A 21,942-nucleotide genomic window follows, 5' to 3' on the forward strand; every position below is an offset into this window, starting at 1 on the left:
TCTCAGCGCAGCGCGAGGCGCGTCTGCGTCTGTGCGCCGCCGGCATCCTTCTTGATCTTGCGAAGCAGCTGATCGAGGTCACTCATGTCGCGCACGCGCACGCGAAGCAGGTAGTCGTGCGGGCCGGTGACATGCACGGCGTCGCGTATCTGCGGCACACCCCGCACCCACGCCAGGAAGTCGTCTGAATCGCGATCGGCGTGCAGACGCACGTCGATGAAGCCCTCGAGATGGGCCGTGGGGTCGGGCGCATCCGTCGCCAGGATCGCCTGATACCCGACGATGACGCCCGTGTTCTCGAGACGTCGCACGCGGGCCGCAACGGCATTCGTGCTCAGGCCGATCTGCCGTCCGATGCTGCTGAACGATTCTCGGCCGTTCTCGCGCAGATGACCGAGGATCTTCTCGTCGAGGGCGTCCATACCGCCCATCATCCCAGGCGCACCGCGTATCGCTCTGTCGGATGTGGGCGCCGCATGATGCTGGGCGCATGGATGTCGGTGTCGCCTTGCTCTCGGGGCTCGTCGCGGGTTTCGCACTCGCCATACCGCTCGGTGCGATCGGGGTGCTCTTGGTCCAGGAGGGGGCCACGCAGGGCGGCGTGCGTGGACTGACGGCTGCCGCGGGTGTCGCGACGACCGACGTGATCCTCTGTGCGGTCGCCGTGGCGGCCGGCTCGACGGCGGCACCCGTGATCGCCGGCTGGGCGCCCTGGCCTCACCTCGCCGGAGGGTGCGCGCTGGTCGCGATCGGCGCGTGGCGGCTCGTGCAGGCACGGCGGTCTGCCGGCCTCGCGCCGGCAGACGAAGCCGGCACGTCGGCACGCCGATTCGCGCTGTTCGTCGGGCTCACCGTGATCAATCCGACCACGGTGGTCTACTTCGCGGCTGTCGCCACCGCGATCACCGAAGCGACATCGTCGTGGGGGAATGCGGTGGCGTTCGTCTTGGCCGTCGGTGGGGCTTCGTTCGCGTGGCAGGCGCTGCTGGTCAGCGTCGGTGCGGTGCTGCGCACGCGGTCGACACCACGATTGCTCCGGCTCTCGCCCTGCATCGGCAACGGCGTCGTCGTTGCGCTGGGGGTGGCGGTCGGCATCAACGCAGCGCTCACGTTCGCGCGCTGAGTCGCCGCCCGTCGAGCGGGAATCGATCGCGAGAGGGGGCGGGCGCCGTCAGGTTCTGAGTACCGCGTCTTGAAGCCGGGTCGGCGAGGTCGTGACGGCCCGCCATCGACCGCTGGAGTCGTACCACAGTGGTGCGCGCACCTGGGGCACACCCCGCACCATGCGGATCGACCAGCCGCTGGATTCGAGGAATCGATGATGGAACCAGCAGACCAGCACGCCGTTATCGGTGTGTGTGGGTCCGCCTGCCGCGTGCTCCATCACATGGTGGATCTCGCACCAGGCCGCCGGAACACCGCACCCGGGGATCACGCACCCGCCGTCGCGGAGCGCGATCGCCCGACGCTGACGGCGGTTGAAGACGCGCTCTTCGGTTCCGAGCCGCAGGATTCGGCCCTCGTCGTTCATCGTGATGCGCTGGATGACCGATCCGCAGGAGATGTGCAGGGCCGTCTCCATCGAGACGGGCCGCCCGAAACCGTCGATGTGCGCGTAGCCGGTGCCGCGCGCGGCGTCTTCTTCGCGCACCGAGACGACGAGAGTGGGTGCGGCGCCGCCGATCGTCGGCAGCTCGCCGCTCGCTGCGGCCACCGTCAACACGGTCGCGAGCACGTCGTGCTGTTTCTGCGCGCGCGAGCGGGTGTCGGCCGGCCCGGGTGGATCGTCGGCGTGAGCCGGCTCGTCGACGAAGCGCACGCCGTCGACGCGGGGCGACAGCATGGCGTCGCAGAGTCGCTGGAACTGCGCCGCGACTTCGGGCATGAGCGTGCCGCGGATGGGCACGCCCGCGTCGGTCGGTGCTCCGAGCGTGACACCGCGTCGATACGCGGCGAGGCGATCGCGGGGCTCGGCACCGTCTTGGTCGAGCGCGATCTGCCACGCCTGAGCCTGGACCCGCAGCAGATCCGCGCACGCCGGTGGCGCCCCGTCGGGCCCCTCACCGGTCGCCACGGCCGCGAGCAGCCGGTCGGCTTCGCAGAGCGCTTCACGTGAGGCCCGGCGTCCTGTCGCGAGGAGGGGTGTCGCGATCGCCAGGACGCCGTCGACGCCCACTGCGCCGTCGAGCATCACGCGACGCAGCGCCGGGAGCTTCGGTTCCAATCGCTCGCCGCTCACGAGCGCGCGCTCACCGCACACGCCCTTCGCCGCGCGCAGCAGGCGCCCGACGGATGCCGGACCCAGCAGCGTCGTGCGCTGCAGCAGCTCGTTGACGTCGTGGCATCCGAATCGCGAGGTCATCCGATCTTCGACGACTCCGGTCTCGGACCGTGCCGCGACCTCGTCGCCCGCTTCGATCAGCAGCGCATCGAGGCGGCGCTGCACCCGTGCCGCTGCCGACAGCACGAGCAGCACCTGCTCATCGGATGCCCGCCGCAGGCCGTCATCGTCGCTGTGCCGCTCGAGCATCTCGCTCGCGAGCGCATCGAGCGAGTCGAGCTGTGCCAGGAGCGGGTTCATGCCTCCATCCTGGTGACCCCCTCCGACATTCGGGCCTCGATTTCACCCAGATCCGAGGTCATTTCGAAAATCTGTGGAGAACGTCTTTCGTGCCGTTCTGTGGAGGAAGCGATGAGCGCCGCGGGGGTCTGTGCCACGCTGTCATCCGAACACTCGGATGGCGCCTCTCGGGTGTCGCTGGGAGCGCCCGCACCGAGCCCGCTTAGGCTCGATGAGCCATGATCCGGTTCGAAAACGTCACGAAGCGCTTCCGTGGCACCCCGAGGCCCGCCCTGAGCGAAGTCGACTTCGAGGTGCAACGCGGGGAGTTCGTCTTCCTCGTCGGCGCCTCCGGCTCGGGGAAGTCGTCGTGCCTGCGACTGATCCTTCGCGAGGAGGTGCCCTCGGAAGGTCGCGTCGTCGTGCTCGGCCGGGATCTGCGCACGCTGTCCAACCGCAAGGTGCCCTATTTCCGCCGTCACATCGGCGCCGTGTTCCAGGACTTCCGCCTGCTCCCGACCAAGACGGTGTTCCAGAACGTCGCGTTCACCCTGCAGGTGATCGGCTCGTCGCGCGGATTCGTGCAGCAGGCCGTGCCCGAGGTGCTCGCGCTCGTAGGCCTCGCGGGCAAGGAGAAGCGGTTCCCTCACGAGCTCTCGGGCGGTGAGCAGCAGCGTGTCGCGATCGCGCGGGCGCTCGTCAACCGACCGCAGGTGCTGCTCGCCGACGAGCCGACCGGAAACCTCGACCCCGCGACATCCGTCGACATCATGCAGCTGCTCTCGCGCATCAATGCGGGTGGGACGACCGTTGTGATGGCGACCCACGAGGCCGGCTTCGTCGATCAGATGCAGCGGCGCGTCATCGAACTGCGCCACGGCGAGATGGTGCGTGACGAGCGCCACGGCGGATACGGCGACACCTCGGCCATTCCGAGCCTGGCGCCCGAACCGGAGAAGGGCGCGGCCGCCGTCGCCGCCCTCACTGCCGTGCTCGAGCTGCACCGCGAGATCGTCGAGACCGGCGTCGTCGACTCCGAAGCCGTCGACGCCGCCGTCGCCGCCGCGACCGATGCGGCCGAGCCCGCGCTCGAAGCGCGTGCCGTGGCGGCGACGGATGCTGCGATCATCGAGTCCGCCGAACAGCTCGCGCAGGCGGAGGAGACGGCTCCTGCCGGTGAGCAGCCGGCGCCGGCGCCCGTCGCCGAGCCGCAGCCCGTTCCGGAACAGACCACCCCGCGCACGAATCCGATTCCCGTCGTCGAGGCGATCGAGATGGATGTCTCGGAGCTCGGCCTCGCCGACCGGCTGGGGCTTGCCGACGCGGATCGTGACGACGAAGTGGGGCCGACATCATGAGGGTCGGGCTCATTCTCTCCGAAGCGTTCTCTGGTCTGCGCCGCAACGCGTCGATGGTCGTGTCCGTCGTGCTCGTCACGTTCGTCTCGCTCACCTTCGTCGGCGCCGCCGTGCTCATGCAGATGCAGATCGGCACGATGCGCGACTTCTGGGTCGATCGGGCACAGGTCAAGATCTTCATGTGCACCGACGTCTCGACCGAGGCGACCTGTACCGACGGCGTCGCCACGCCCGAACAGTTGACCGATGTCGAAGCCAAACTCGAGAGCCCCGCGCTGGCGGGACTCATCCGCGGCGTCGAGTTCGAAGATCGCGAACAGGTCTACCAGAACGTCATCGACCTGCTCGGCGAGGACTACGCGAGCGTCGTCGCGCCCGAGAGCCTCAACGAGACGTTCATCATCAACCTCGTCGACCAGCGCCAATCCGACGTCATCGTCGAAGCGTTCTCGGGAACCCCGGGCATCGAAGAGGTGCGCGACGAGATGCAGTACCTCGAGCCGCTGTTCGCGGCCCTGACCGTCGCGACCTATATCGCGGTCGGCATCGCGGGTCTCATGCTCATCGCCGCGGTCCTTCTGATCGCGACGACGATCCGATTGTCGGCGTTCGCCCGGAGACGAGAGATCGGGATCATGCGCCTGGTCGGTGCATCCAATCGGTTCATCCAGACACCGTTCGTGCTCGAGGGCGTCTTCGCCGCGCTCATCGGGTCGGTGCTCGCGTCGGGAACGGTGCTGGCGGGTGTCCATTTCGGCGTCAACGGCTACCTGCGCGACCGCGTCAACTTCGTCACGACCTGGGTCGGGATGACCGAGGCGTGGCTCGTCGTGCCGATCCTGATCGTGATCGGCATCGCCCTCGCGGCGCTGTCCGCGGGCTTCGCGATCAGGCGATGGCTACGCGCCTGATTCTCGCGAGCACGCTCCGTTGATAGACTGACGGGCTGTCGTGCGCCGAACCGGTGGATGCGGCATCCGATATCGAGGAGCACTCATGCCCAGGGAACGCGGGGAGCAGGTCGTGGCGACCAATCGCCGCGCGCGCCACGACTATGCGATCGAGAAGACGTACGAGGCGGGGCTCGTGCTCACGGGCACCGAGGTGAAGTCCCTGCGCCAGGGGCGTGCGAACCTCACCGACGGCTACGCCTACATCGATGGAGGAGAGGCGTTCCTCGATGCGGTGCACATCCCCGAGTACTCGCAGGGGCACTGGACGAATCACGCCGCCAAGCGCACGCGCAAGCTGCTACTGCACAAAGACGAGATCGTGAAGCTCTCGCACGCCGTGTCGGCGGGCGGCTATACGCTCGTGCCGCTCAAGCTGTACTTCTCAGACGGACGAGCGAAGGTCGAGATCGCGGTCGCGAAGGGCAAGCGCGAGTACGAGAAGCGGCAGACGATCCGCGAGCGCGAAGACAAGCGCGAAGCCGAGCGCGCCATGCGCTCCCGCAACCGCCTCGGCGACTGAGCCGCGGTCACCCGTCGCGGGTCACTGTGCCGTGAACCGCGCCTCGACCGCGGCAGAGACCACGATGTCATCGGGCTCGAACTCGAAAGCCGGAGCCGCGGCATCCGCACTGAACGACGCCTTCGCCATGCGCAGCATCTCGGGAGCCGCCCCGCCTCCGTCGCTGCCGCGCGTGAGCAGGCCTACATCGGCGAGCTCGACGGGGGTCACCTTCGTCAGCCCGACGGCCGAGGCGTAGGCCGTCGCGCGATCGACCGCGACGCGCACCGCCTCCGCCGCGACAGCAGCCTCGGCGTGCCGTTCGGAGTTCGGCGTCAAGCGCCAGGCGACCCCGTCGATCTGCACCCCTTCGCGCTCGGCCACCTCGGTGAGCCACCACGACAGCGCCGCGAAGTCGGTGAAGGTGGCCGTCACCTCGACCGATGCGTAATGCACGAGCGAGAGCTGCTTGCCCTCGTTGTTCCACGGGCGGTTCGCCCAGAGAGAGACGCGCTGGCTCGACCAGTCGGCCAGCCCGCCCGCGAGCTTTCGCGCGGCGAGGTCGTCGCGCAGCGGGGCGGTGAGCGCGGAGATCCGCTCGACGACGTCGCCGCGCTCGGGCCCCTCGGTCCGCACCGTGAGGGTCGCGACGGCCTCTTCGGGCGCGACGCGCGTCTCGTGCTCTCCGCGGACGGTGATGATCACTTCGCTCATGCTGAGACTCTACGCGTGGCTGCGTTCAGTCGCCCTCCGGCGCCCACCCCTCGGGCACGCGCACGAGCATCAGCTCCGCGCGCGTGCCGGCCCCTGCGATCCATCCGTCCGCGAGAAGGTACGTGATCCCGTAGCCGTTCTCGTCGGTCACCATCGCGAGGCTCGGGTCGATCGTCAGATAGACCCCGTCGGGCGTCTCGTCGGACAGGAATTCGCCGCTGTCGGTCAGCGAGCTGGTGACGGCGGCCGCCTGCGCGGCATCCATCGGCGCCCATCCGAACCACGAGAAGTTGTCGGTGGCGACCGAGTGATCCAGCATCCACTGGCACGCCAGGCCGTCCTCGAAAGGCTCGCTGCCGACGGTCCACGGTCCGTTCGGACGTTCTTGACCCGTCCAGCCGAACGCGGCGAAGTCGGCGACGGCCTCGGGCGTGATGATCGTGTCGCACGTGAGTGCGAGCGGCTCGGGACTGGGCGTCGGGGTGGGGGTGGGCGTAGGCGTGGCCGTCGCAGTGGGAGAAGGAGTGGTGGATGCCGCGGGCGCAGTGCCTGCGGAGCATCCGGCCAGAGCGAAGGCGAGGCACAGGGCGACGGTCACTGCAGAAGTTCGGCCACGACGTTGCTGGCTCATGGCGCAAGAGTAGCGGTCAGAGCGCGCCGCGGGAATGGCGGGGGAGAGTGATCTGTTGTAGCCTGGGATGCTCGGGTTCGCCCGGGGAATGACAACTCCACAGAGTGACAGCGGTTCCCTTCGAGAGAAGGTTCACGGGGATGATCGGTTTCGACATTGCTTGCGAATCCACGAGAAGCGGGCCGAGGATGCAGGGTTATCTCGTGAACGCTCCCTGCAAACCTATAGTTGCCGATTCAAAGCGCAACGACTTCGCCCTCGCTGCATAAGCGAGCCCGATAGTCCGTCAGGCCGTGGCTGATTCCGACACGGTTCCTGGCGTCATCTAGGAATCTTGCTGTGTGACGGCGTCTGGACGTCACGCGGGACTCTTCCCAGGCTGGGCTTGTCGACTTAGTTGTCTGTGACAAAGGTCGGGGCCGAGTAGAACGTCTGCACAGACTGCGCCCGGAGAATGCGCGGAGACTCAGCGATGGACGGGGGTTCGATTCCCCCCATCTCCACAAGCCGCTGTCACGGAAGAGGGTCAGAAGCCCGCGGAACCACGCGGATTTCTGGCCCTTTTCGTTTGCTTGCGCCCGGCGCCGCTTCGCGACCCACAGTGTGCCCGCACTTTCGGGGCTCACCCTCAGCACCTGCGGAGGGTCGGGATCGTGCTGACGCCCCTGCGTGCGGCACCCGCTAGTCGAAGAGAACGGTGAGTGTCCGATTGGCCCTAGGTTGAATGGGAACGTCTGTTGCTGCGCGAGGAGATGAAGCTGACTGTGGACGGAGACATCCTCTCCCGGGTGCCGCTGTGGGTGGTCGGTGTAGCGATCCTGGTCGCCCTCCTCCTTGCCTGGGGGTTCTCGGGTGCCGCGCGTTTGCTCTTGCGTCGTCGTGCGCGGCTGCGCTGGTCGACGGCCATCGTGTTGTCGATCATCGGAATCGTTGCGGGGCTCCTGCTCGCCGATCTGGTCGCGCCGGATCCGCACCTCAGCAGCCCGCTCGCGTTGATCCTGCCGCTGGGCGTGTCGATCCTGTTCATCGCGGGCTATGGGGCGGCTGCCGCGCATTTGCAGAAGCCGGTGCGTGCCACTGTGGCCGAGTTGCTCATGGCAGGGGAGTCGGGCACCATCGAGTTCAAGTCCACCGCCCGCGTCAATCTCCGCACCGGTCAGAAGGACGAGCGGATGGAGCACGTGGTCGCCAAGACGGCTGCGGCGTTCCTCAACGCGGATGGTGGTGTGCTGCTCATCGGTGTCGACGATCACGGAACGCCCCTCGGGCTCGACTCCGACCTGGCGACGCTGAAGACCCCGGATGTCGATCGGTTCGAGTTGTGGCTGCGTGATCTGATCACGACGACGCTCGGGACGGCTGCCGCCGCCCTCGTGGAGGTCGACTTCGCGGAGGTCGACGGCGAGCCCGCCCGCACCGTCTGCCGGGTGCAGATGACTGCGTCACCGTCGCCGGTGTACCTGCGACCCGGCAGGAATGTGCCGCCTGAACTATGGGTTCGCGTCGGGAACTCCACCCGGCAGCTGACTGTGGATGATGCTGCGGCATACATCATGCAGCGCTGGCCGCTCGGACTCGGCGCGAGCGCCGCCGCTCAGGTGCGCGCCGCGGTCCGCTTCTCCGGCAACAGGTGAGGGCACCACGGGGGAGGTTCGACCTCTAGACGGCACCCGAACGGCTCCCGCCCCCGTTCGTCGAGCGGCGCGCTGAGAACGCCGGCACCCCTGCCGCGGCTCACACCCGCCGGCGCACCAGCACGACGGTGTCGTCGAGCGTCGAGGCTGAGCCGTCGGGGGCGGTCACCTCGCGAGTCCGGATTTCAGCGAGTTCGGTGATCCACGCAGCCGCGTCGAGCGCGAGCGCGGCGAGTTCGTCAGCGGGCGAGAGGAACACGTGGTCGTGACCGGGCCCTGTCCACGGCGGGGGACCGCCGTGCGAGACGATCAGCAAGCGCCCACCCGGCGCGATGAGATCCGTCGCCCGCCGCAGCGCGCCAGTGCGGTCCAGCTCGACCGATGAGTGGAAGAACGACGCGGTGACGAGGTCGTACGAGCCCTCGGTCACCGACTTGCTCAGATCCGCGACCTCGAAGCGCGCCGCCACCCCGGCCTCGTCGGCCGCGGCCCGAGCCCGCTCCACCGCGGTCGACGAGATGTCGAGGCCCGTGGCATCCCACCCCTGCTCGGCGAGCCAGATCACGTCGGCGCCCTCGCCGCAGCCGAGATCGAGCGCGCGGCCGGGGTCGAGTCCGGAGGCGACGTCGACCAGCGTGCGGTTCGGTCGCCCCGACCACATCGGGGTGGCGTAGCGCTCCTCCCAATGTTCGGCCGGCGACTCCACCGCACTCGCGAAATCCTCGTCGACGAGCGCGCCGTTGACAGCGGCGCCGGCCATGGCTCCCGCGCCCATCGACTGCGGCACGTTCGCCATCGGGCTCACGACGTTGCCGGCAGCCCAGATGCGCGGGGAGCTCGTCCGGCCCGTGGCATCCACCGCGAGGAACGCGCCGAACGGGGTTTCGGTGCGTTCGAGGTCGAGACCGGCGAGGAATCCGTCGTGCGGTGAAGCGCCGCCCATCGTGAAGATCGCGTCGACGGGCACCGTATGGCCGTCGCGCAGCCGGACGCCCGTGACGTCGGCGCCGTCGCCGAGCACCTCGACGACCGGATCGGTCACGATCTCGACGCCCCGCGCACGCAATCGCCGTTCGACATCGGGCTCGACGCCGCCGAAGACGACGATGTCGTCGCTCCACTGCCGCACGAGCTGCGCCTGGTGCGCCTGAAGCGGCGAAACGATCAGCACGCCCAACCGGCGATCGCGGACCTCCCACCCGTGGCAGTACGGGCAGTGCAGCACGCCGGTACCCCAGCGCTCGGCGAGTCCCGGGATGTCCGGCAGATCATCGGTGATCCCCGTCGCGACGACGAGGGTTCGCGCGGACTCCCTGCGGCCGTCGTCGAGTGCGACCGTGACACCCATCGGGTGCTCTTCGACGCGAAGAACGGATGCTGCGCGCACGACGACTCCATAGGGATCGAGCTCGACGCGGCCCCGGTGCAGGAGCTCGGCCGGCGGCGTGCCGTCCTGTCCCAGCACGCCGTGCACATGCGCCGCGAAGCGGTTGCGCGGCGATCCCGCATCGATGACGAGCGTCCGTCGGCGCGACCGGCCGAGCATCTGCGCGGCGCTGAGACCGGCCGCGCCGGCTCCGATCACGAGGGCATCCCACTGTTCCATGCCTCATAGCGTGCATGGCAGACTGCTGATTGGCAATCGCGTTTGCCGAAATGGCAAAGAGGAGGATCCGTGACGGATGAACTCGCACACGTGGGACGGCGCCTGCGCGACGTCCGACAGGCCAAGGCGCTCACGCTCGAAGAGGTCGCGACGCGGTCTGGCATGTCGGTGAGCACGCTGTCGCGGCTCGAGTCCGGCAAGCGTCAGGCGAGCCTCGCACTGCTTCTGCCCGTGACGCGCCAGCTCGGGATCCGGATCGACGACCTCGTGCGCGACGAGTCCGCCGATCCGCGTGTGCGGCGGCCGGTGATCCGGCGCAACGGGCTCGTGATCGCACCGCTGGCGCTCGAGGACTCGCCCGTCAGCACCTTCAAGATCACCTACCCGCCCGTGACCGAGCTGCCGGATCTTCAGGTGCACGACGGGTTCGAGTGGCTCTATGTCCTGAGCGGCCGGCTCCGCTTGCGGCTGGGCGCGCAGGATCTCGTGCTCGCGCGCGGCGAGGCCGCCGAATTCGACACCCGCACGCCGCATGCCTTGAGCGCCGCGGGCTCGCGCCCCGCCGAGGTGCTGAGCATCTTCAACGCCGACGGCGAGCGCATGCACACGCACGGCGCCGTCTGACATCAGCGGGTCTCGATGCCGATCGCCTGAGCCCATCCGGCCAGATCGACGTCGTCCTGCCAGACCTCGTTGGTGTCCGGGGGAGTGTGCTGCGCGAACTGCGCGGATGTCACCGTGCCGCGCAGCCACGAATCGACGCAGTTGCTGAGGAAGAGTGCGGTCCGGCCGATCTTCTCGAGGTCACCGGTCTCGATGCCCCGGTTCATGACGATCGCGAGATAACGCGGCACGGCGAGATCCTTCTTCTCGAGGTGCGCCGTGAACGCGTTCAGGGTCGACGAGAAGCGCACCGAGGCCTCTCGCGCGCCATCGTGGTCGTTCCGGGCCGCGGTGCGTTCGAGATCGGTGAGCGCTCGCACGAGCGCGACGATCTCGACGCGGGTGTGCGCACGCTCGCTCGCCGTGCGCTCGCGACGCGCGAGCCAGACCGCGATGCCCGTGCTCACCAGGATCGCCACGACCGGCACGACGACGGCGCCGATGACATCGAGCGGGTCGACCGCCAGCATCCTCACGATCATGTGCCGAATCTAGGGCGCAGCCATGATGACGTCTACGGCAGCGGTCTACCGATCGCTGCGAGCCCGGCCCCAGCGGGCGAGGAAGTCGACGCCGATCGCGAGCAACACCCCCGCGAAGAGCCACACGAGGGGGCGCTGCGGGGTCAGCAGCAGGATGCACGATGCGATGCCGAGAACAGGCACCCAGGTCCACACGCGGAAGTGACGCATAGGGGAGCACTTCCGGTGAGTCAACCCGCTGGAGCGAGCCGCGCCGTCGTGCCTAACCTCGGGGGACCTGTCCGACCCCGGCAGTCTCCCGGCTCCGGGCCGATACGACCCAGGGACCATGACGACCATGAGCAACGACGCCCACCCGCCCATTCCCGGAGCCCCCGCATCCGAGTCGCCTTCGCTGCCCGAGCCCGAGACGCCGCGCGGTCCGCTTCCCCCGAAAGCTGATCAGTCCGGGCCCGAAACCCGGTCGCCTACGGGTGCTGCCACCGGAGCACCGGTCGAGACGAACGCGCAGCAGGGCCAGTGGCTCACGACGGCGCAGGGCACCCGACTGCGCGACACCGATCACTCGCTGCGCGCCGGACCGCGCGGGCCCGTGCTCATGCAGGACCACCACCTGCGCGAGAAGATCATGCACTTCGACCACGAGCGCATCCCCGAGCGGGTCGTGCACGCCCGCGGCGCCGCCGCGCACGGCACGTTCACGGCCAACGGTGCCGCCGAGTCGGTCACCCGCGCCGCGTTCCTGCGTGCGGGTGAGAAGACGCGCGTCTTCGTGCGATTCTCGACCGTCGTCGGATCACGCGGGTCGATGGACACCGCCCGCGACACCCGCGGGTTCGCGACGAAGTTCTACACGTCCGAGGGCGTCTACGACCTCGTCGCGAACAACATGCCCGTCTTCTTCATCCAGGACGGCATCAAGTTCCCCGACATCGTGCACTCGGTCAAACCGCATCCCGATCGCGAGATCCCGCAGGCGACGGCGGCGCACGACACGTTCTGGGACTTCGTCTCGCTGCACACCGAGGCGCAGGCCCACGTCATGTGGAACATGTCTGATCGCGGCATCCCTCGGTCGTATCGGATGATGGAGGGCTTCGGCGTCCACACCTTCCGGATGGTGAACGAGGCGGGCGACACCGTCCTGGTCAAACTGCACTGGCGGCCCAAGCTCGGCACGCACGCGCTCGTCTGGGAAGAGGCGCAGATGGCCGGCGGCAAAGACCCGGACTTCCATCGACGCGACCTCGCCGACGCGATCGAGGCGGGCGCCCACCCGCAGTGGGACCTCGCGATCCAGGTGCTGCCGGACACCCCGGATGAGACCTTCGCCGGCATCGACCTGCTCGATCCGACCAAGTTCGTGCCGGAAGAACTCGCTCCGCTGCAGATCATCGGAACCATGACGCTCGACGCGAATCCGACGAACTACTTCGCCGAGACCGAGCAGGTCGCCTTCCACCCGGGCCACCTCGTGCCCGGCATCGACGTGACGAACGACCCGCTGCTGCAGGGCAGGCTGTTCTCGTACCTCGACACGCAGCTCTCGCGGCTCGGCGGACCGAACTTCGCCCAGCTGCCGATCAATCGCCCGCACGCCGACGTCAACGACATGCTTCGCGACGGGATGCACCAGACCGCGGTCCACGGCGGTGTCGCGCCGTACCACCCCAACTCCCTCGACGGCGGATGCCCCTTCCGCGCCGGCACGGCCGACGGTGCGTTCATCGACGTGCCGACCGTCGTGCCCGAGGCCGCGATCACGCGGGACAAGGCCGCGAGCTTCGACGACCATTTCTCACAGGCGCGGCTCTTCTACCTCTCCCTGACGCCGATCGAGCAGGAGCACGTCGCGGGCGCTTACGCGTTCGAGCTCGGCAAATGCTACGAACAGGCGATCAAGGAACGCCAGCTCGCCGCGCTCGCGAACATCGACGCCGATCTGTGCCAGACCGTCGCGGATGCCCTCGGTCTGCCCGCGCCCGCCGCATCCGCCGTCCTCGGCGACGTCGAGCCGAGCCCCGCGGTCAGCATGATCGGCCGCACGTGGCCGGTCGATGGACGCACCATCGGAATCCTCGCCGGCCCCGATGCCGACCTCGCCGAGGTGCAGGCCGTTCGCGAGGCGCTGCACGCGAAAGACGTCACGCCGCTCGTCATCGCCGAGCACGGCGGAACGCTCGGCGACATCCCGATCCAACGCAGTGCCGACACGGTGGCCAGCATCGAGCTCGACGGCATCATCGCGCTCGCACCCTCGACCGTGCCCGAGATCGTGCGCGCGTTCGAAGAGGCCTTCCGACACGGCAAGGCGATCGGCGCGACCGACGCGGGTGCGTCCGTGCTCACCGAGGCGCGGATCGACGGCGGTGCGGCGGGTGTTCTCACGGGCTCCGCCTCGACGATCGTGGACGGCATGCTCGACCTGCTCACGAGGCACCGTGTCTGGGATCGGCTCTGAGGCGCTCCGGTCGCAGAACCTGCGGGACCGCTCAGCGCACGGCGCGGCGGGGGAGCACGACCGGCGCGCCCGTGTCGGGGTCGGGGAACACCCGGGCCTCGACACCGAAGACCTCGCGCACGAGTGCCTCGTCGAGGATGTCGCGCGGGCGACCCTGCGCGAGGATGCGTCCGTCGCGCATCGCGACGAGGTGCGTCGCGTAACGGGCGGCGTGATTGATCTCGTGCAGCACCGCGACGACCGTCCGGCCCTGCGCGCGCAGCGTCGACACGAGTTCGAGCACATCGAGCTGATGCCCGATGTCGAGGAACGTCGTGGGTTCGTCGAGCAGCACGACCGGCGTCTCCTGGGCGAGCACCATCGCGATCCACACGCGCTGGCGCTGACCGCCCGACAGTTCGTCGACGTGCCGCGACGCGAGATCTGTCACGTCGGTGGCCGCCATCGCGGCATCCACGACCCGCTCGTCCTGCGTCGACCACGATGACAGCAGCGACTGGTGCGGATACCGCCCCCGGCCGACCAGATCAGCGACCGTGATTCCCTCGGGGGCGATCGAGGTCTGCGGCAGCAGTCCGACGCGACGCGCGACCTCTTTCGTCGGCAGCCGTCGGATGTCGTCGCCGTCGAGCAGCACGTGCCCGCTCGTGGGCGCGATCAGACGCGCGAGCGAGCGCAGCAGCGTCGACTTGCCGCACGCGTTGGGTCCCACGATGACCGTGAGCTCGCCGTCCAGCACGTCGAGATCGAGGTTCGCGAGCACGGCGCGTTCTCCGTATCCCGCGCTCAGGCTTCGCGCGGACAGGCGTCCCGTCGTGATCCTGTCGACTCCGGTCATGCCGGTCTCCCTTGCAGGTTGCGTCGGCTCTCGCGCGCGAGCAGCCACACCAGGTAGCCGCCGCCGAGGCAGACCGTGACAGCGCCCGTCGGCAGTGCTGTGCCGGGGATCGCATGCTGCGCGACGACGTCGGCGGCCAGCAGCAGCACGGCTCCGACGAGCGCGGATCCGAGCAGGTCGACGGATGCGCCGTGACCGGTCAGGCGCCGCGCGATCTGCGGCGCCGCGAGCGCGACGAACGCGATCGGTCCCGCGGCCGCCGTGACGAGGGCGATCGCTGCGACGCCCAGCACGATGAGGAGCGCCTTCGTGCGCTCCACCGGCACCCCCAGCATCGCGGCGGCGTCGTCGCCGAGTTCGAGACGTCGCATCCGTCGCTGAGCCATCGGACCGAACGCGGCGATGACGGCGAGCACGATGGCCCCGAGCATCACCGACCTCGCATCGACGAGTCCCAGGCTTCCCGCGCCCCACACGGCCGCGCGCAGTGCGAGATCGACGTCGACCTTGACCGAGAACCACGTGTTGACCGACGCGAGCAGCGCCGATACCGCGATGCCGACCACGATGAACCGGAACCCCTGCACGCCGCGCCGGAACGCGAGCACGTACACCGCGAACGCCGTGAGCAGCCCGCCCGCGAGCGCACCGGACGCCATCGCGGCGTATCCGCCGCCACCGAGGAACAGCACGACCACGACGCCCGTGTAGGAGCCCGTCGTGAACCCGATGATGTCGGGGCTTCCGAGCGGATTGCGCGTCAGCGATTGGAAGATCGCACCGCTCAGGCCCAGCGCCGCACCGAACACGAGGGCGCCGACGACCCGCGGCATCCGCCAGTCGAGCACGACCGTCGAGACGCGGTCGTCGGCCGTGCCGGCGAAGGCCGCGACGATGTCGCCGATCGAGAGGGGAAAGCTGCCGAGGGTCAGCGCCCACGCCGCGAGCGCGATCGTGACGACGAGGATGGCGACGCCCACGATGACCGCCCGGCGCGTCGTGCGGAATCCGACCGGGCCCGCGCGCACGACGAGGAATCCGGATGCTGCGGCCCGGACGCCGCTGTCCGCACTCACAGTGCTCTCGCGCGGGAACGCCGCACGAGTGCGATGAGCACGGGTGCGCCGACGAACGCGGTCACGACACCGACCTGCAGCTCGGCGGGGAAGACGACGAGCCGGCCGATGATGTCGGAGACCAGGACGAGGGCCGGGGCGAGCACGACCGAGAACGCGAGGATCCATCGCCAGTCGGGCCCCGTCACCCAGCGCACGGCGTGCGGGATCATCAGTCCGACGAACGAGATCGGCCCCGCGGCCGCCGTCGCGGCACCGCACAGCAGCGTGACCGCGACGACGACGAGCAGGCGCGTGAGCCCGATCTTCACACCGACCGAGCGGGCGAGCTCGTCCCCGAGAGCGAGCGCGTTGAGCGGACGGGCCGCGATCGCCGCGACGATGAGCCCGCCGACGATGAACGGCACGATCGTCGCGACCGTGCCCTCGGGGCGGTCGGCGATCGTCCCCGCGCCCCAGAAGCGCATCCGATCGAACGTCTCGGGGTCGATGAGGGTGAGCGTCTGCGTCACGCCCATGAGCACGGCGCCGAAGGCGATGCCGACGAGCGTCAGGCGCACGGGCGTCGGTGCTCCGCGGCCGCCGCTCGCGATGAGGTAGACCAGCGCCGTGGCGGCGATCGCGCCGATGAAGGCGAACGGCAGGTACTGGTCGATGCGGGTCACGCCGAACAGCGCGACACCGAGCACGATCGCGAATCCGGCTCCCGCGTTGACGCCGAGGATGCCGGGATCGGCCAGCGGGTTCCGCGTGAGTGCCTGGATGAGTCCGCCCGCGACGCCGAGCGCGGCTCCGACGAGCACACCGAGGATCGTGCGCTGCACGCGCGCCTCGGTCACCGTGACCTGCGCCGGCGACCCGTCCGGTGCGAAGAAGGCGTCCCAGACGACGTCGAGCGGCAGCATCGCCGACCCGACAGCCAGGCTGACCGTCGAGACGACGATGAGCAGCAGAACCGCGCCCGCGAGAGCGATGAGCCGTCTCGCTGTGCGCGGCGACGCGGAACGCGTCGGGCGCGGCACGGTCGTCAGGCTCATGTGGTTTCCGGGGGAGGGGCACGGTGGGTCGGTACGGCCGCGCGTGTCCGATTTTCAGAATCGACAGAGCTAAGCATAGCCTTGCCTTACTCGCCGCCTCGAGGGGTGGCATCCATCGAACATCCCACACTGCGAGGCCCCATGCACACCGCTCGTCCGCTCGCCGCAATCGCCCTCGTCGCCGTCCTGGGCCTGACGGGCTGCGCCGCATCATCCGACGCGCCCGAGACCGAGACGCCGGATGCCGCGGGCACGACGCACACCGTGACGACGGACTACGGCGATGTCGAGGTTCCCGACGACCCGCAGCGCATCGTCGTGCTCAACTACGCGCTGGCGGGATACCTCTACAACCTCGACGTGCCCGTGACCGCGACGATCCCCGAGGATGCGAACCAGTCCGAGGGGACCTACTCGGAGTTCTGGGCCGACGACGCCGAGGACGACGGCACGGAGTTCCTGCCGTGGAGCGTCGACGGATTCGACCTCGAGGCGATCCTCGCGACCGACCCCGACCTCATCATCGGCGGAGGCATCGGCTTCCCCCTCGCGCAGGCCGAAGAGGTCTACGACGAGCTGAGCGACATCGCGCCGACCGTCCTCGTCGGGCGCGATCTCGGCGACTGGCGCGCGCAGTTCGAGTTCCTCGCCGGCGTCTTCCAGCGCGACGCCGAATATCAGGAGGCGCTGGCGACCTATAGCGCGCGCGCCTCGGAGGTCGCCGCGGCGATCACGCCGCCCGAGGCGCCATCGGCCTTCCTCGCCATGACGTCGGACGGCACGGCGTACGCGCTCGTCGAGTCGCTCGGCCTGCCGACCGAGTTCACCGAGGTCGGCATCGAGCCCGCTCCGATCTTCGCCGACGGCGGCTTCGAGGTGTACGGCGGGGGCGGCGACATGTTCGAGCTCTCCACGGAGCAGGTCGGCCAGACGATCACCCAGCCGACCGTCTTCGTCATGGGCTTCAACGGCGACTTCGCCGACCTCGACGCGCTGCGGGCGAACCCCGTGTACGCCGCGCTCCCGGCCTTCCAGAGCGACAGCGTGCATGTGCTTCCGTACTGGGTGCTGCGCGGCGACTACGACGAGGCGCTGGCGCTGCTGGACATCATCGAGGAGCGGTTCTCCTGACATGGCCCAGCGCGCATTCTCGACGCATCCGCTCGTCGTCCGCCGCGTACAGGTGCGTCGCGTCACCGACGTGACCCCGCGGATGCGCCGCGTCACGATCGGCGGTGAGCAGCTCGCCGCGTTCGACCGCGGTGCATGGCGGCACCCCGCGTTCGCCGCCCCCGGCTTCGACGACCATGTGAAGCTGATCTTCGCGTCGGACGGCGATGTGACCGCCGCCCTTCCGGAGCAGGTCGAGCACGGCATCGAGTGGGGGCCGAGTCAGACGCGGGAGGGCCGCGACTACACGCCGCGCGCCGTGCGTGTCGACGACGACGGCGCGGTCGAGGTCGACCTCGACTTCGTGCTGCACGGCGACGGACCCGCGGCATCGTGGGCGATGCGCGCCGCGGTGGGGGATGACCTGTGGTTCGTCGGGCCGAAGTCGTCGACGATCCTTCCCGATGACGTCTCCCGCATCGTGCTCGTGGGCGACGAGACCGCTCTGCCGGCGATCGGCCGGTTCCTCGACGAGCGCCCTATCGAGGTGCCCGCGACGATCGCCGTGATGATCGGAGACCCCTCGGCACGGCAGCAGCTCGCTGTGCGTGCGGAGGACACCCTGGAGTGGATCGAGGCGGATGCCACCGACGCCGGCGCGTTGGACGACATCGTGCGGCGGGCGTGCGGCGACGACGGTACCGGGCTGTATGCGTGGCTCGCGGGCGAGAGCCGCGCGCTGCTGCCCGCCCGCCGCTTCCTCTCGCGCGAGCTCGGCCTTCCCAAGGCCCACATCAACGTGACCGGCTACTGGCATGCCGAGCCCCAGACGGTCGCGGACGGCGGCGCGGCGAGCGACGCGGAGCTGCCGCCGGTGGTGTCTCCGCTCGTGTGGCTGACGGTCCGCGCCGCGCTGCAGACGGGAATCGTCGACGCCGTGGCGGATGCACCGGGCCTGTCGGCCACCGACGTGGCGGCACGCTGCGCACTGGCGCGTCGCGACCTCGACCTGCTCTTGGGCACCCTGGTCACGCACGGAGTGCTGCGTGGGGACCCCGCCGAACTGCACCTGGGGGCCCTCGGTGAAGAGCTCATCGCCGACGAGCACGAACGCGAAGAGTACGACGGTCTCGAAGCCGACCGGCTGCTCGCACTGGCGTCGTTCGCGCCCGCCGTGCGGACCGGAACCTCTCCGTGGGCCGAGTATCACGGGACGACCCTCGATGACTGGGCCCGCTCCGACCCCGCGCGGTACGACGAACTCGTGCACGAGGCCGGCGCACTCGCCTACCTGCTCGACGGGCTGATGGCCGACCCCGTATGGGATGCCGCCAGGTCGGTCCGGCTGACGGGACCGGGCGCCGTGCTCGTGGCCGATGCGCTCACCGCCTCGGAGCGGAACCCTCGCGTCGACATCTGGGAATCCGCCACCGCCCTCGCCGCCCTGAGGTCCGAAGCCGACGATCTCACGGAGATCAGCTGGATCGAGCGTGACTCCGGGGCCGGCGCATCCGTCGATCTCGCCGTCGCGGCGCGCGCGCTCGCGCACCGGACCGACACCGAGGCATCCGTTCTGCTCGCCGAACTGGCGGGCGTCACGCGCGTGGCCGTCGTCATCGAGGATTCCCGTCCCGACGGGTTGAACCCGCACGCCGACGAGGAAGCGCTGCACGTCTTCGCCGCCACCGGTTCGCCGCCCCGCGACGCCGACGCGATCGGCGCCCTCGCGGGTGCCGCCGGTTGGCGCGTCTCGCGCGTCGTCCCGCTGGGCTGGGGCGTCGAGGCGACCGTGCTCGAGCGCTGATCGACGGCGCCGATCACCCCGTGCGGTTGCGCGATCGCACCGCGATCAGTGCGCACGAGATGATGGCGGCGGCGCCGAGGAGTGTCGTCCACGTGACTCGCTCGCCCAGCAGCAGGGCCGCCCACACGATGCTCAGGACGGCCTGCACGAGCTGCACCTGACTGACCTGCGCGATGGGACCGATGGCGAGGCCGCGATACCACGCGAAGAAACCCAGGAACATGCTCACGACGCCGAGATAGGCGAAGCAGGCCCATTCGATGACGGTCGCGGTGGGCGGCTGCTCGACGACCGCGACCCCGGTCAGCACCGCCATCACCGGTGACGCGACGACGAGCGCCCACGAGATCGTCTGCCACGACCCCAGCGTCCTCGACAGCACTCCGCCTTCGGCGTACGCCACGGCACAGAGGATCACCGCGCTGAACAGCAGCACATCTGTGCCGTGGATGCTTCCGAATCCGCCGCCCTGGATCGTCGCGAACCAGGCGGCGGCCACGGCACCCAGGGCTGCCGCGATCCAGAACGACCGCGACGGACGTTCGCGTGTGCGAAGCACGGCGACGACGGCTGTCGTCGCCGGAAGGAGCGCGATGACGACGGCACCGTGGCTCGCAGGGGCCGTGGTGAGCGCGAACGACGTCAGCAGCGGAAAGCCCGCGACAGCTCCTGCGGCCACGATGGCCACGCTCAGCCACTCCCGGCCGCGCGGCGCGCGTTGACGTGTGAGAAGCAAGGCGGCTGCCGCGAGAGCAGCGGCGATCACGGCGCGTCCGCTGCCCACGAAGAGCGGCGACATCCTCTCGCCTTCGACGGCGAGGCGGGTGAGCGGCACGGTGAACGAGAACGCGACGACTCCGAGGAGCCCCCACGCCAGGCCACTCCGGGCGCGGAGTACCGGCTGCGGGGGATATGCGATAGCGCTACTCTTGTGCGTCATGGAAGAGAGTAGCAGTGAGCGCGTCGCGGCGGATCTGCGCGCGTGGATTTCGGCTGCCGCGCCCGGAGCCCGGCTGCCCTCGACCCGTGACCTGACCGTGCGCCATTCGGTGAGCCCCGTCACGGTGCAGAAGGCGCTGCGGACCCTCTCACGGCACGGACTCATCGAGACGCGCCCCGGCGTCGGCGCGTTCGTCCGGACGGTCCGTCGTGCGCGCGCCCACGACTACGGCTGGCAGACCGCGGCGCTCGGGCCGCCCCCCGCGACGCTGTCGACGGTCTCGACAGCGTTGCGGCCGACCGTGCCGGAGGTGATCTCGCTGCATTCCGGTTATCCCGACCGCGAGCTCCTGCCCGAGCAGCTCGTCCGATCCGCGCTCACCCGGGCCGCGCGCAGCGATGCGGCAGTGGAGCGGCCGCCGTCGGCGGGGATGTTCGAACTGCGGTCCTGGTTCGCCGCGGAGCTCGCTCGCCAGACGTCCGCGGAGCTCGCCGCGCCCACGGCGCGTGACGTGATCATCCTGCCCGGGAGTCAACTCGGTCTCGGATCGCTGTTCCGCAGCATTGTCGGTCCCGGCGGCACTCTGCTGGTCGAATCGCCGACGTACTGGGGCGCGATCCTCGCGGCGAGCCAGGTCGGGGTGACCCTCGTTCCTGTCCCGACCGGTGCCGACGGCCCCGACCTCGACGCGCTCGAGAGGGCGTTCGTCGAGACCGGTGCACGCGGGTTCTACGCGCAGCCCACCTTCGCCAATCCGACCGGTGTGCAATGGCGACGATCGCACGCGGATGCCGTGCTCGACATCGTTCGGTCCCACGGCGCGTTCCTCATCGAGGACGACTGGGCGCACGATTTCGGCATCACGTCGGATGCCGCATCGCTGGCGGCACGCGACGACCACGGGCACGTCGTCTATGTCCGGTCCCTCACCAAGAGCGTGTCGCCCGCCATCCGCGTCGCAGCGGTGATCGCGCGCGGCCCCGTCCGGGAGCGGCTCCTGGCGGAGTTGCAGGCCCAGACGATGTACGTCAGCGGCGTCCTGCAGGCCGCCGCGCTGGATGTCGTCACTCAGCCGGCCTGGCGCACACACCTGCGGGGGCTCCGGCAACAGCTCGCAGCGCGCAGAGACCTGCTCGTCGACGCGGTCGGCGCACACATCCCCGGCGCGACCATCGAGGTGATTCCAGGAGGCGGGCTGAATCTCTGGGTCCGCCTTGACGACGGAACCGATCTCGCCCGCCTGGTGAAGGAGAGCGAAGCGCGCGGCGTGCTCATCGCAGCCGGCGACGAATGGTTCCCCGCCGAGCCGACCGGGAGTTACATCCGGCTCAACTTCGCGGGCCCGAATCCAGGCGCTTTCGACTCCGCAGCTCGTCTCATCGGCGAGGCCCTCGCCGCCTAGATCTCGACCGAGTCGACGGATTGGCCCTCTTCGTCGAGGATCGCCGGCGCGTCCTCGGGTTCGAGTCGAGCGTCGGTGTCGTCGGGCTCGGCGGCATCCGTCGTGTCGGGTTCGGGCCCCGGCTCACGGGGGATCGATCTGTCGTCCATGTCTCGAGCCCAACCGATACGCGTG

General features: G+C 69.6%; 22 protein-coding genes and 1 other RNA gene. 11 read left to right on the forward strand and 12 right to left on the reverse strand.

What is annotated here, in order from left to right; all coding sequences use genetic code 11:
• Positions 1-2 precede the first annotated feature (2 nt).
• Positions 3-422, reverse strand: a complete 420-nt coding sequence (locus ACFC3F_RS06690; protein WP_376127847.1) for an Lrp/AsnC family transcriptional regulator — start codon at positions 420-422, stop codon at positions 3-5.
• A 68-nt stretch (positions 423-490) separates the two neighbouring features.
• Here ACFC3F_RS06690 and ACFC3F_RS06695 point away from each other — a divergent pair, with 68 nt between their 5' ends.
• On the forward strand, positions 491-1,123 hold the full coding sequence (locus ACFC3F_RS06695) for a hypothetical protein (RefSeq protein ID WP_376127849.1): 633 nt from the start codon (positions 491-493) through the stop codon (positions 1,121-1,123).
• 48 nt (positions 1,124-1,171) lie between these two features.
• On the opposite strand, the gene ACFC3F_RS06700 is transcribed toward ACFC3F_RS06695, so the two are convergent.
• Positions 1,172-2,581, reverse strand: a complete 1,410-nt coding sequence (locus ACFC3F_RS06700; RefSeq protein ID WP_376127851.1) for a DUF222 domain-containing protein — start codon at positions 2,579-2,581, stop codon at positions 1,172-1,174.
• A 218-nt stretch (positions 2,582-2,799) separates the two neighbouring features.
• On the opposite strand from ACFC3F_RS06700, the gene ftsE reads away from it, so the two are divergent.
• The 3 genes from ftsE (at position 2,800) to smpB (ending at position 5,391) form a co-directional block, all read left to right on the forward strand.
• Positions 2,800-3,918, forward strand: coding sequence for a cell division ATP-binding protein FtsE (gene ftsE / locus ACFC3F_RS06705; RefSeq protein WP_376127853.1), 1,119 nt, complete (start codon positions 2,800-2,802; stop codon positions 3,916-3,918).
• Positions 3,915-4,829 (forward strand): permease-like cell division protein FtsX, encoded by a 915-nt coding sequence (gene ftsX / locus ACFC3F_RS06710; RefSeq protein WP_376127855.1) that lies wholly within the window; start codon positions 3,915-3,917, stop codon positions 4,827-4,829. Before ftsE ends, ftsX begins: the two co-directional genes overlap by 4 nt.
• A gap of 85 nt (positions 4,830-4,914) precedes the next feature.
• On the forward strand, positions 4,915-5,391 hold the full coding sequence (gene smpB / locus ACFC3F_RS06715) for an SsrA-binding protein SmpB (protein WP_376127857.1): 477 nt from the start codon (positions 4,915-4,917) through the stop codon (positions 5,389-5,391).
• 21 nt (positions 5,392-5,412) lie between these two features.
• On the opposite strand, the gene ACFC3F_RS06720 is transcribed toward smpB, so the two are convergent.
• Positions 5,413-6,084: an SIMPL domain-containing protein gene (locus ACFC3F_RS06720; protein ID WP_376127859.1), complete on the reverse strand. Its 672-nt coding sequence runs from the start codon at positions 6,082-6,084 to the stop codon at positions 5,413-5,415.
• A 25-nt stretch (positions 6,085-6,109) separates the two neighbouring features.
• Positions 6,110-6,715 carry a hypothetical protein gene (locus ACFC3F_RS06725; RefSeq protein WP_376127861.1) on the reverse strand — a complete coding sequence of 202 codons (606 nt, stop codon included), beginning with the start codon at positions 6,713-6,715 and terminating at the stop codon, positions 6,110-6,112.
• Between the two features lie 136 nt (positions 6,716-6,851).
• On the opposite strand from ACFC3F_RS06725, the gene ssrA reads away from it, so the two are divergent.
• Together ssrA and ACFC3F_RS06735 are read left to right on the forward strand one after the other, a co-directional pair.
• Positions 6,852-7,221, forward strand: a transfer-messenger RNA (tmRNA) gene (gene ssrA, locus ACFC3F_RS06730).
• 231 nt (positions 7,222-7,452) lie between these two features.
• The gene (locus ACFC3F_RS06735; protein ID WP_376127863.1) at positions 7,453-8,349 is read left to right on the forward strand and encodes a helix-turn-helix domain-containing protein; all 897 of its coding nucleotides are present in this window, start codon (positions 7,453-7,455) and stop codon (positions 8,347-8,349) included.
• Positions 8,350-8,449: 100 nt separating this feature from the next.
• Here ACFC3F_RS06735 and ACFC3F_RS06740 read toward each other — a convergent pair whose 3' ends face one another.
• On the reverse strand, positions 8,450-9,955 hold the full coding sequence (locus ACFC3F_RS06740) for an FAD-dependent oxidoreductase (RefSeq protein WP_376127864.1): 1,506 nt from the start codon (positions 9,953-9,955) through the stop codon (positions 8,450-8,452).
• A 69-nt stretch (positions 9,956-10,024) separates the two neighbouring features.
• On the opposite strand from ACFC3F_RS06740, the gene ACFC3F_RS06745 reads away from it, so the two are divergent.
• Positions 10,025-10,579, forward strand: a complete 555-nt coding sequence (locus ACFC3F_RS06745) for a helix-turn-helix domain-containing protein (protein ID WP_376127866.1) — start codon at positions 10,025-10,027, stop codon at positions 10,577-10,579.
• A gap of 2 nt (positions 10,580-10,581) precedes the next feature.
• On the opposite strand, the gene ACFC3F_RS06750 is transcribed toward ACFC3F_RS06745, so the two are convergent.
• The gene (locus ACFC3F_RS06750; protein WP_376127868.1) at positions 10,582-11,100 is read right to left on the reverse strand and encodes a hypothetical protein; all 519 of its coding nucleotides are present in this window, start codon (positions 11,098-11,100) and stop codon (positions 10,582-10,584) included.
• Between the two features lie 45 nt (positions 11,101-11,145).
• Positions 11,146-11,310 (reverse strand): hypothetical protein, encoded by a 165-nt coding sequence (locus ACFC3F_RS06755; protein ID WP_376127870.1) that lies wholly within the window; start codon positions 11,308-11,310, stop codon positions 11,146-11,148.
• 127 nt (positions 11,311-11,437) lie between these two features.
• Here ACFC3F_RS06755 and ACFC3F_RS06760 point away from each other — a divergent pair, with 127 nt between their 5' ends.
• Complete coding sequence (locus tag ACFC3F_RS06760; RefSeq protein WP_376127872.1) at positions 11,438-13,561, forward strand: catalase; 2,124 nt, start codon at positions 11,438-11,440, stop codon at positions 13,559-13,561.
• Positions 13,562-13,592: 31 nt separating this feature from the next.
• Here ACFC3F_RS06760 and ACFC3F_RS06765 read toward each other — a convergent pair whose 3' ends face one another.
• The 3 genes from ACFC3F_RS06765 to ACFC3F_RS06775 are packed head-to-tail and all read right to left on the reverse strand — an operon-like array spanning position 13,593 to position 16,512.
• Positions 13,593-14,399: an ABC transporter ATP-binding protein gene (locus ACFC3F_RS06765; RefSeq protein ID WP_376127873.1), complete on the reverse strand. Its 807-nt coding sequence runs from the start codon at positions 14,397-14,399 to the stop codon at positions 13,593-13,595.
• Positions 14,396-15,475, reverse strand: a complete 1,080-nt coding sequence (locus tag ACFC3F_RS06770) for a FecCD family ABC transporter permease (RefSeq protein WP_376127875.1) — start codon at positions 15,473-15,475, stop codon at positions 14,396-14,398. The genes ACFC3F_RS06765 and ACFC3F_RS06770 overlap by 4 nt, the downstream gene beginning before the upstream one ends.
• Entirely contained in the window at positions 15,472-16,512 is a 1,041-nt protein-coding gene (locus ACFC3F_RS06775) for an iron chelate uptake ABC transporter family permease subunit (RefSeq protein WP_376127877.1), read from the reverse strand. The genes ACFC3F_RS06770 and ACFC3F_RS06775 overlap by 4 nt, the downstream gene beginning before the upstream one ends.
• A gap of 141 nt (positions 16,513-16,653) precedes the next feature.
• Between ACFC3F_RS06775 and ACFC3F_RS06780 the strand changes: the two genes are divergently transcribed.
• Both ACFC3F_RS06780 and ACFC3F_RS06785 read left to right on the forward strand, forming a co-directional pair.
• Positions 16,654-17,643: an ABC transporter substrate-binding protein gene (locus ACFC3F_RS06780; protein ID WP_376127879.1), complete on the forward strand. Its 990-nt coding sequence runs from the start codon at positions 16,654-16,656 to the stop codon at positions 17,641-17,643.
• A gap of 1 nt (position 17,644) precedes the next feature.
• Entirely contained in the window at positions 17,645-19,426 is a 1,782-nt protein-coding gene (locus ACFC3F_RS06785; RefSeq protein WP_376127881.1) for a siderophore-interacting protein, read from the forward strand.
• Positions 19,427-19,439: 13 nt separating this feature from the next.
• Here ACFC3F_RS06785 and ACFC3F_RS06790 read toward each other — a convergent pair whose 3' ends face one another.
• Positions 19,440-20,366, reverse strand: a complete 927-nt coding sequence (locus tag ACFC3F_RS06790) for a DMT family transporter (protein WP_376127883.1) — start codon at positions 20,364-20,366, stop codon at positions 19,440-19,442.
• Here ACFC3F_RS06790 and ACFC3F_RS06795 point away from each other — a divergent pair.
• A complete protein-coding gene (locus tag ACFC3F_RS06795) occupies positions 20,365-21,768 on the forward strand; it encodes a PLP-dependent aminotransferase family protein (RefSeq protein WP_376127885.1) in 1,404 nt (467 codons plus the stop codon). The two genes, ACFC3F_RS06790 and ACFC3F_RS06795, sit on opposite strands and share 2 nt — an antisense overlap.
• Here the strand turns inward: ACFC3F_RS06795 and ACFC3F_RS06800 are convergent.
• The gene (locus ACFC3F_RS06800; RefSeq protein ID WP_376127887.1) at positions 21,765-21,917 is read right to left on the reverse strand and encodes a hypothetical protein; all 153 of its coding nucleotides are present in this window, start codon (positions 21,915-21,917) and stop codon (positions 21,765-21,767) included. The genes ACFC3F_RS06795 and ACFC3F_RS06800 overlap by 4 nt on opposite strands.
• Between the last annotated feature and the right edge of the window lie 25 nt (positions 21,918-21,942).

The organism is Microbacterium sp. NPDC055910 (genome assembly GCF_042271185.1).
In the GTDB taxonomy this organism is placed as follows: domain Bacteria; phylum Actinomycetota; class Actinomycetes; order Actinomycetales; family Microbacteriaceae; genus Microbacterium.

Excerpts from the sequence above, each read along its gene's own strand:
- ACFC3F_RS06690 (WP_376127847.1), bottom strand. The coding sequence starts at position 422 with ATGGACGCCCTCGACGAGAAGATCCTCGGTCATCTGCGCGAGAACGGC.
- ACFC3F_RS06695 (WP_376127849.1), top strand. The coding sequence starts at position 491 with ATGGATGTCGGTGTCGCCTTGCTCTCGGGGCTCGTCGCGGGTTTCGCA.
- ACFC3F_RS06700 (WP_376127851.1), bottom strand. The coding sequence starts at position 2,581 with ATGAACCCGCTCCTGGCACAGCTCGACTCGCTCGATGCGCTCGCGAGC.
- ftsE (WP_376127853.1), top strand. The coding sequence starts at position 2,800 with ATGATCCGGTTCGAAAACGTCACGAAGCGCTTCCGTGGCACCCCGAGG.
- ftsX (WP_376127855.1), top strand. The coding sequence starts at position 3,915 with ATGAGGGTCGGGCTCATTCTCTCCGAAGCGTTCTCTGGTCTGCGCCGC.
- smpB (WP_376127857.1), top strand. The coding sequence starts at position 4,915 with ATGCCCAGGGAACGCGGGGAGCAGGTCGTGGCGACCAATCGCCGCGCG.
- ACFC3F_RS06720 (WP_376127859.1), bottom strand. The coding sequence starts at position 6,084 with ATGAGCGAAGTGATCATCACCGTCCGCGGAGAGCACGAGACGCGCGTC.
- ACFC3F_RS06725 (WP_376127861.1), bottom strand. The coding sequence starts at position 6,715 with ATGAGCCAGCAACGTCGTGGCCGAACTTCTGCAGTGACCGTCGCCCTG.
- ACFC3F_RS06740 (WP_376127864.1), bottom strand. The coding sequence starts at position 9,955 with ATGGAACAGTGGGATGCCCTCGTGATCGGAGCCGGCGCGGCCGGTCTC.
- ACFC3F_RS06750 (WP_376127868.1), bottom strand. The coding sequence starts at position 11,100 with ATGATCGTGAGGATGCTGGCGGTCGACCCGCTCGATGTCATCGGCGCC.
- ACFC3F_RS06755 (WP_376127870.1), bottom strand. The coding sequence starts at position 11,310 with ATGCGTCACTTCCGCGTGTGGACCTGGGTGCCTGTTCTCGGCATCGCA.
- ACFC3F_RS06760 (WP_376127872.1), top strand. The coding sequence starts at position 11,438 with ATGAGCAACGACGCCCACCCGCCCATTCCCGGAGCCCCCGCATCCGAG.
- ACFC3F_RS06765 (WP_376127873.1), bottom strand. The coding sequence starts at position 14,399 with ATGACCGGAGTCGACAGGATCACGACGGGACGCCTGTCCGCGCGAAGC.
- ACFC3F_RS06775 (WP_376127877.1), bottom strand. The coding sequence starts at position 16,512 with ATGAGCCTGACGACCGTGCCGCGCCCGACGCGTTCCGCGTCGCCGCGC.
- ACFC3F_RS06780 (WP_376127879.1), top strand. The coding sequence starts at position 16,654 with ATGCACACCGCTCGTCCGCTCGCCGCAATCGCCCTCGTCGCCGTCCTG.
- ACFC3F_RS06785 (WP_376127881.1), top strand. The coding sequence starts at position 17,645 with ATGGCCCAGCGCGCATTCTCGACGCATCCGCTCGTCGTCCGCCGCGTA.
- ACFC3F_RS06795 (WP_376127885.1), top strand. The coding sequence starts at position 20,365 with ATGGAAGAGAGTAGCAGTGAGCGCGTCGCGGCGGATCTGCGCGCGTGG.
- ACFC3F_RS06790 (WP_376127883.1), bottom strand. The coding sequence starts at position 20,366 with ATGACGCACAAGAGTAGCGCTATCGCATATCCCCCGCAGCCGGTACTC.
- ACFC3F_RS06800 (WP_376127887.1), bottom strand. The coding sequence starts at position 21,917 with ATGGACGACAGATCGATCCCCCGTGAGCCGGGGCCCGAACCCGACACG.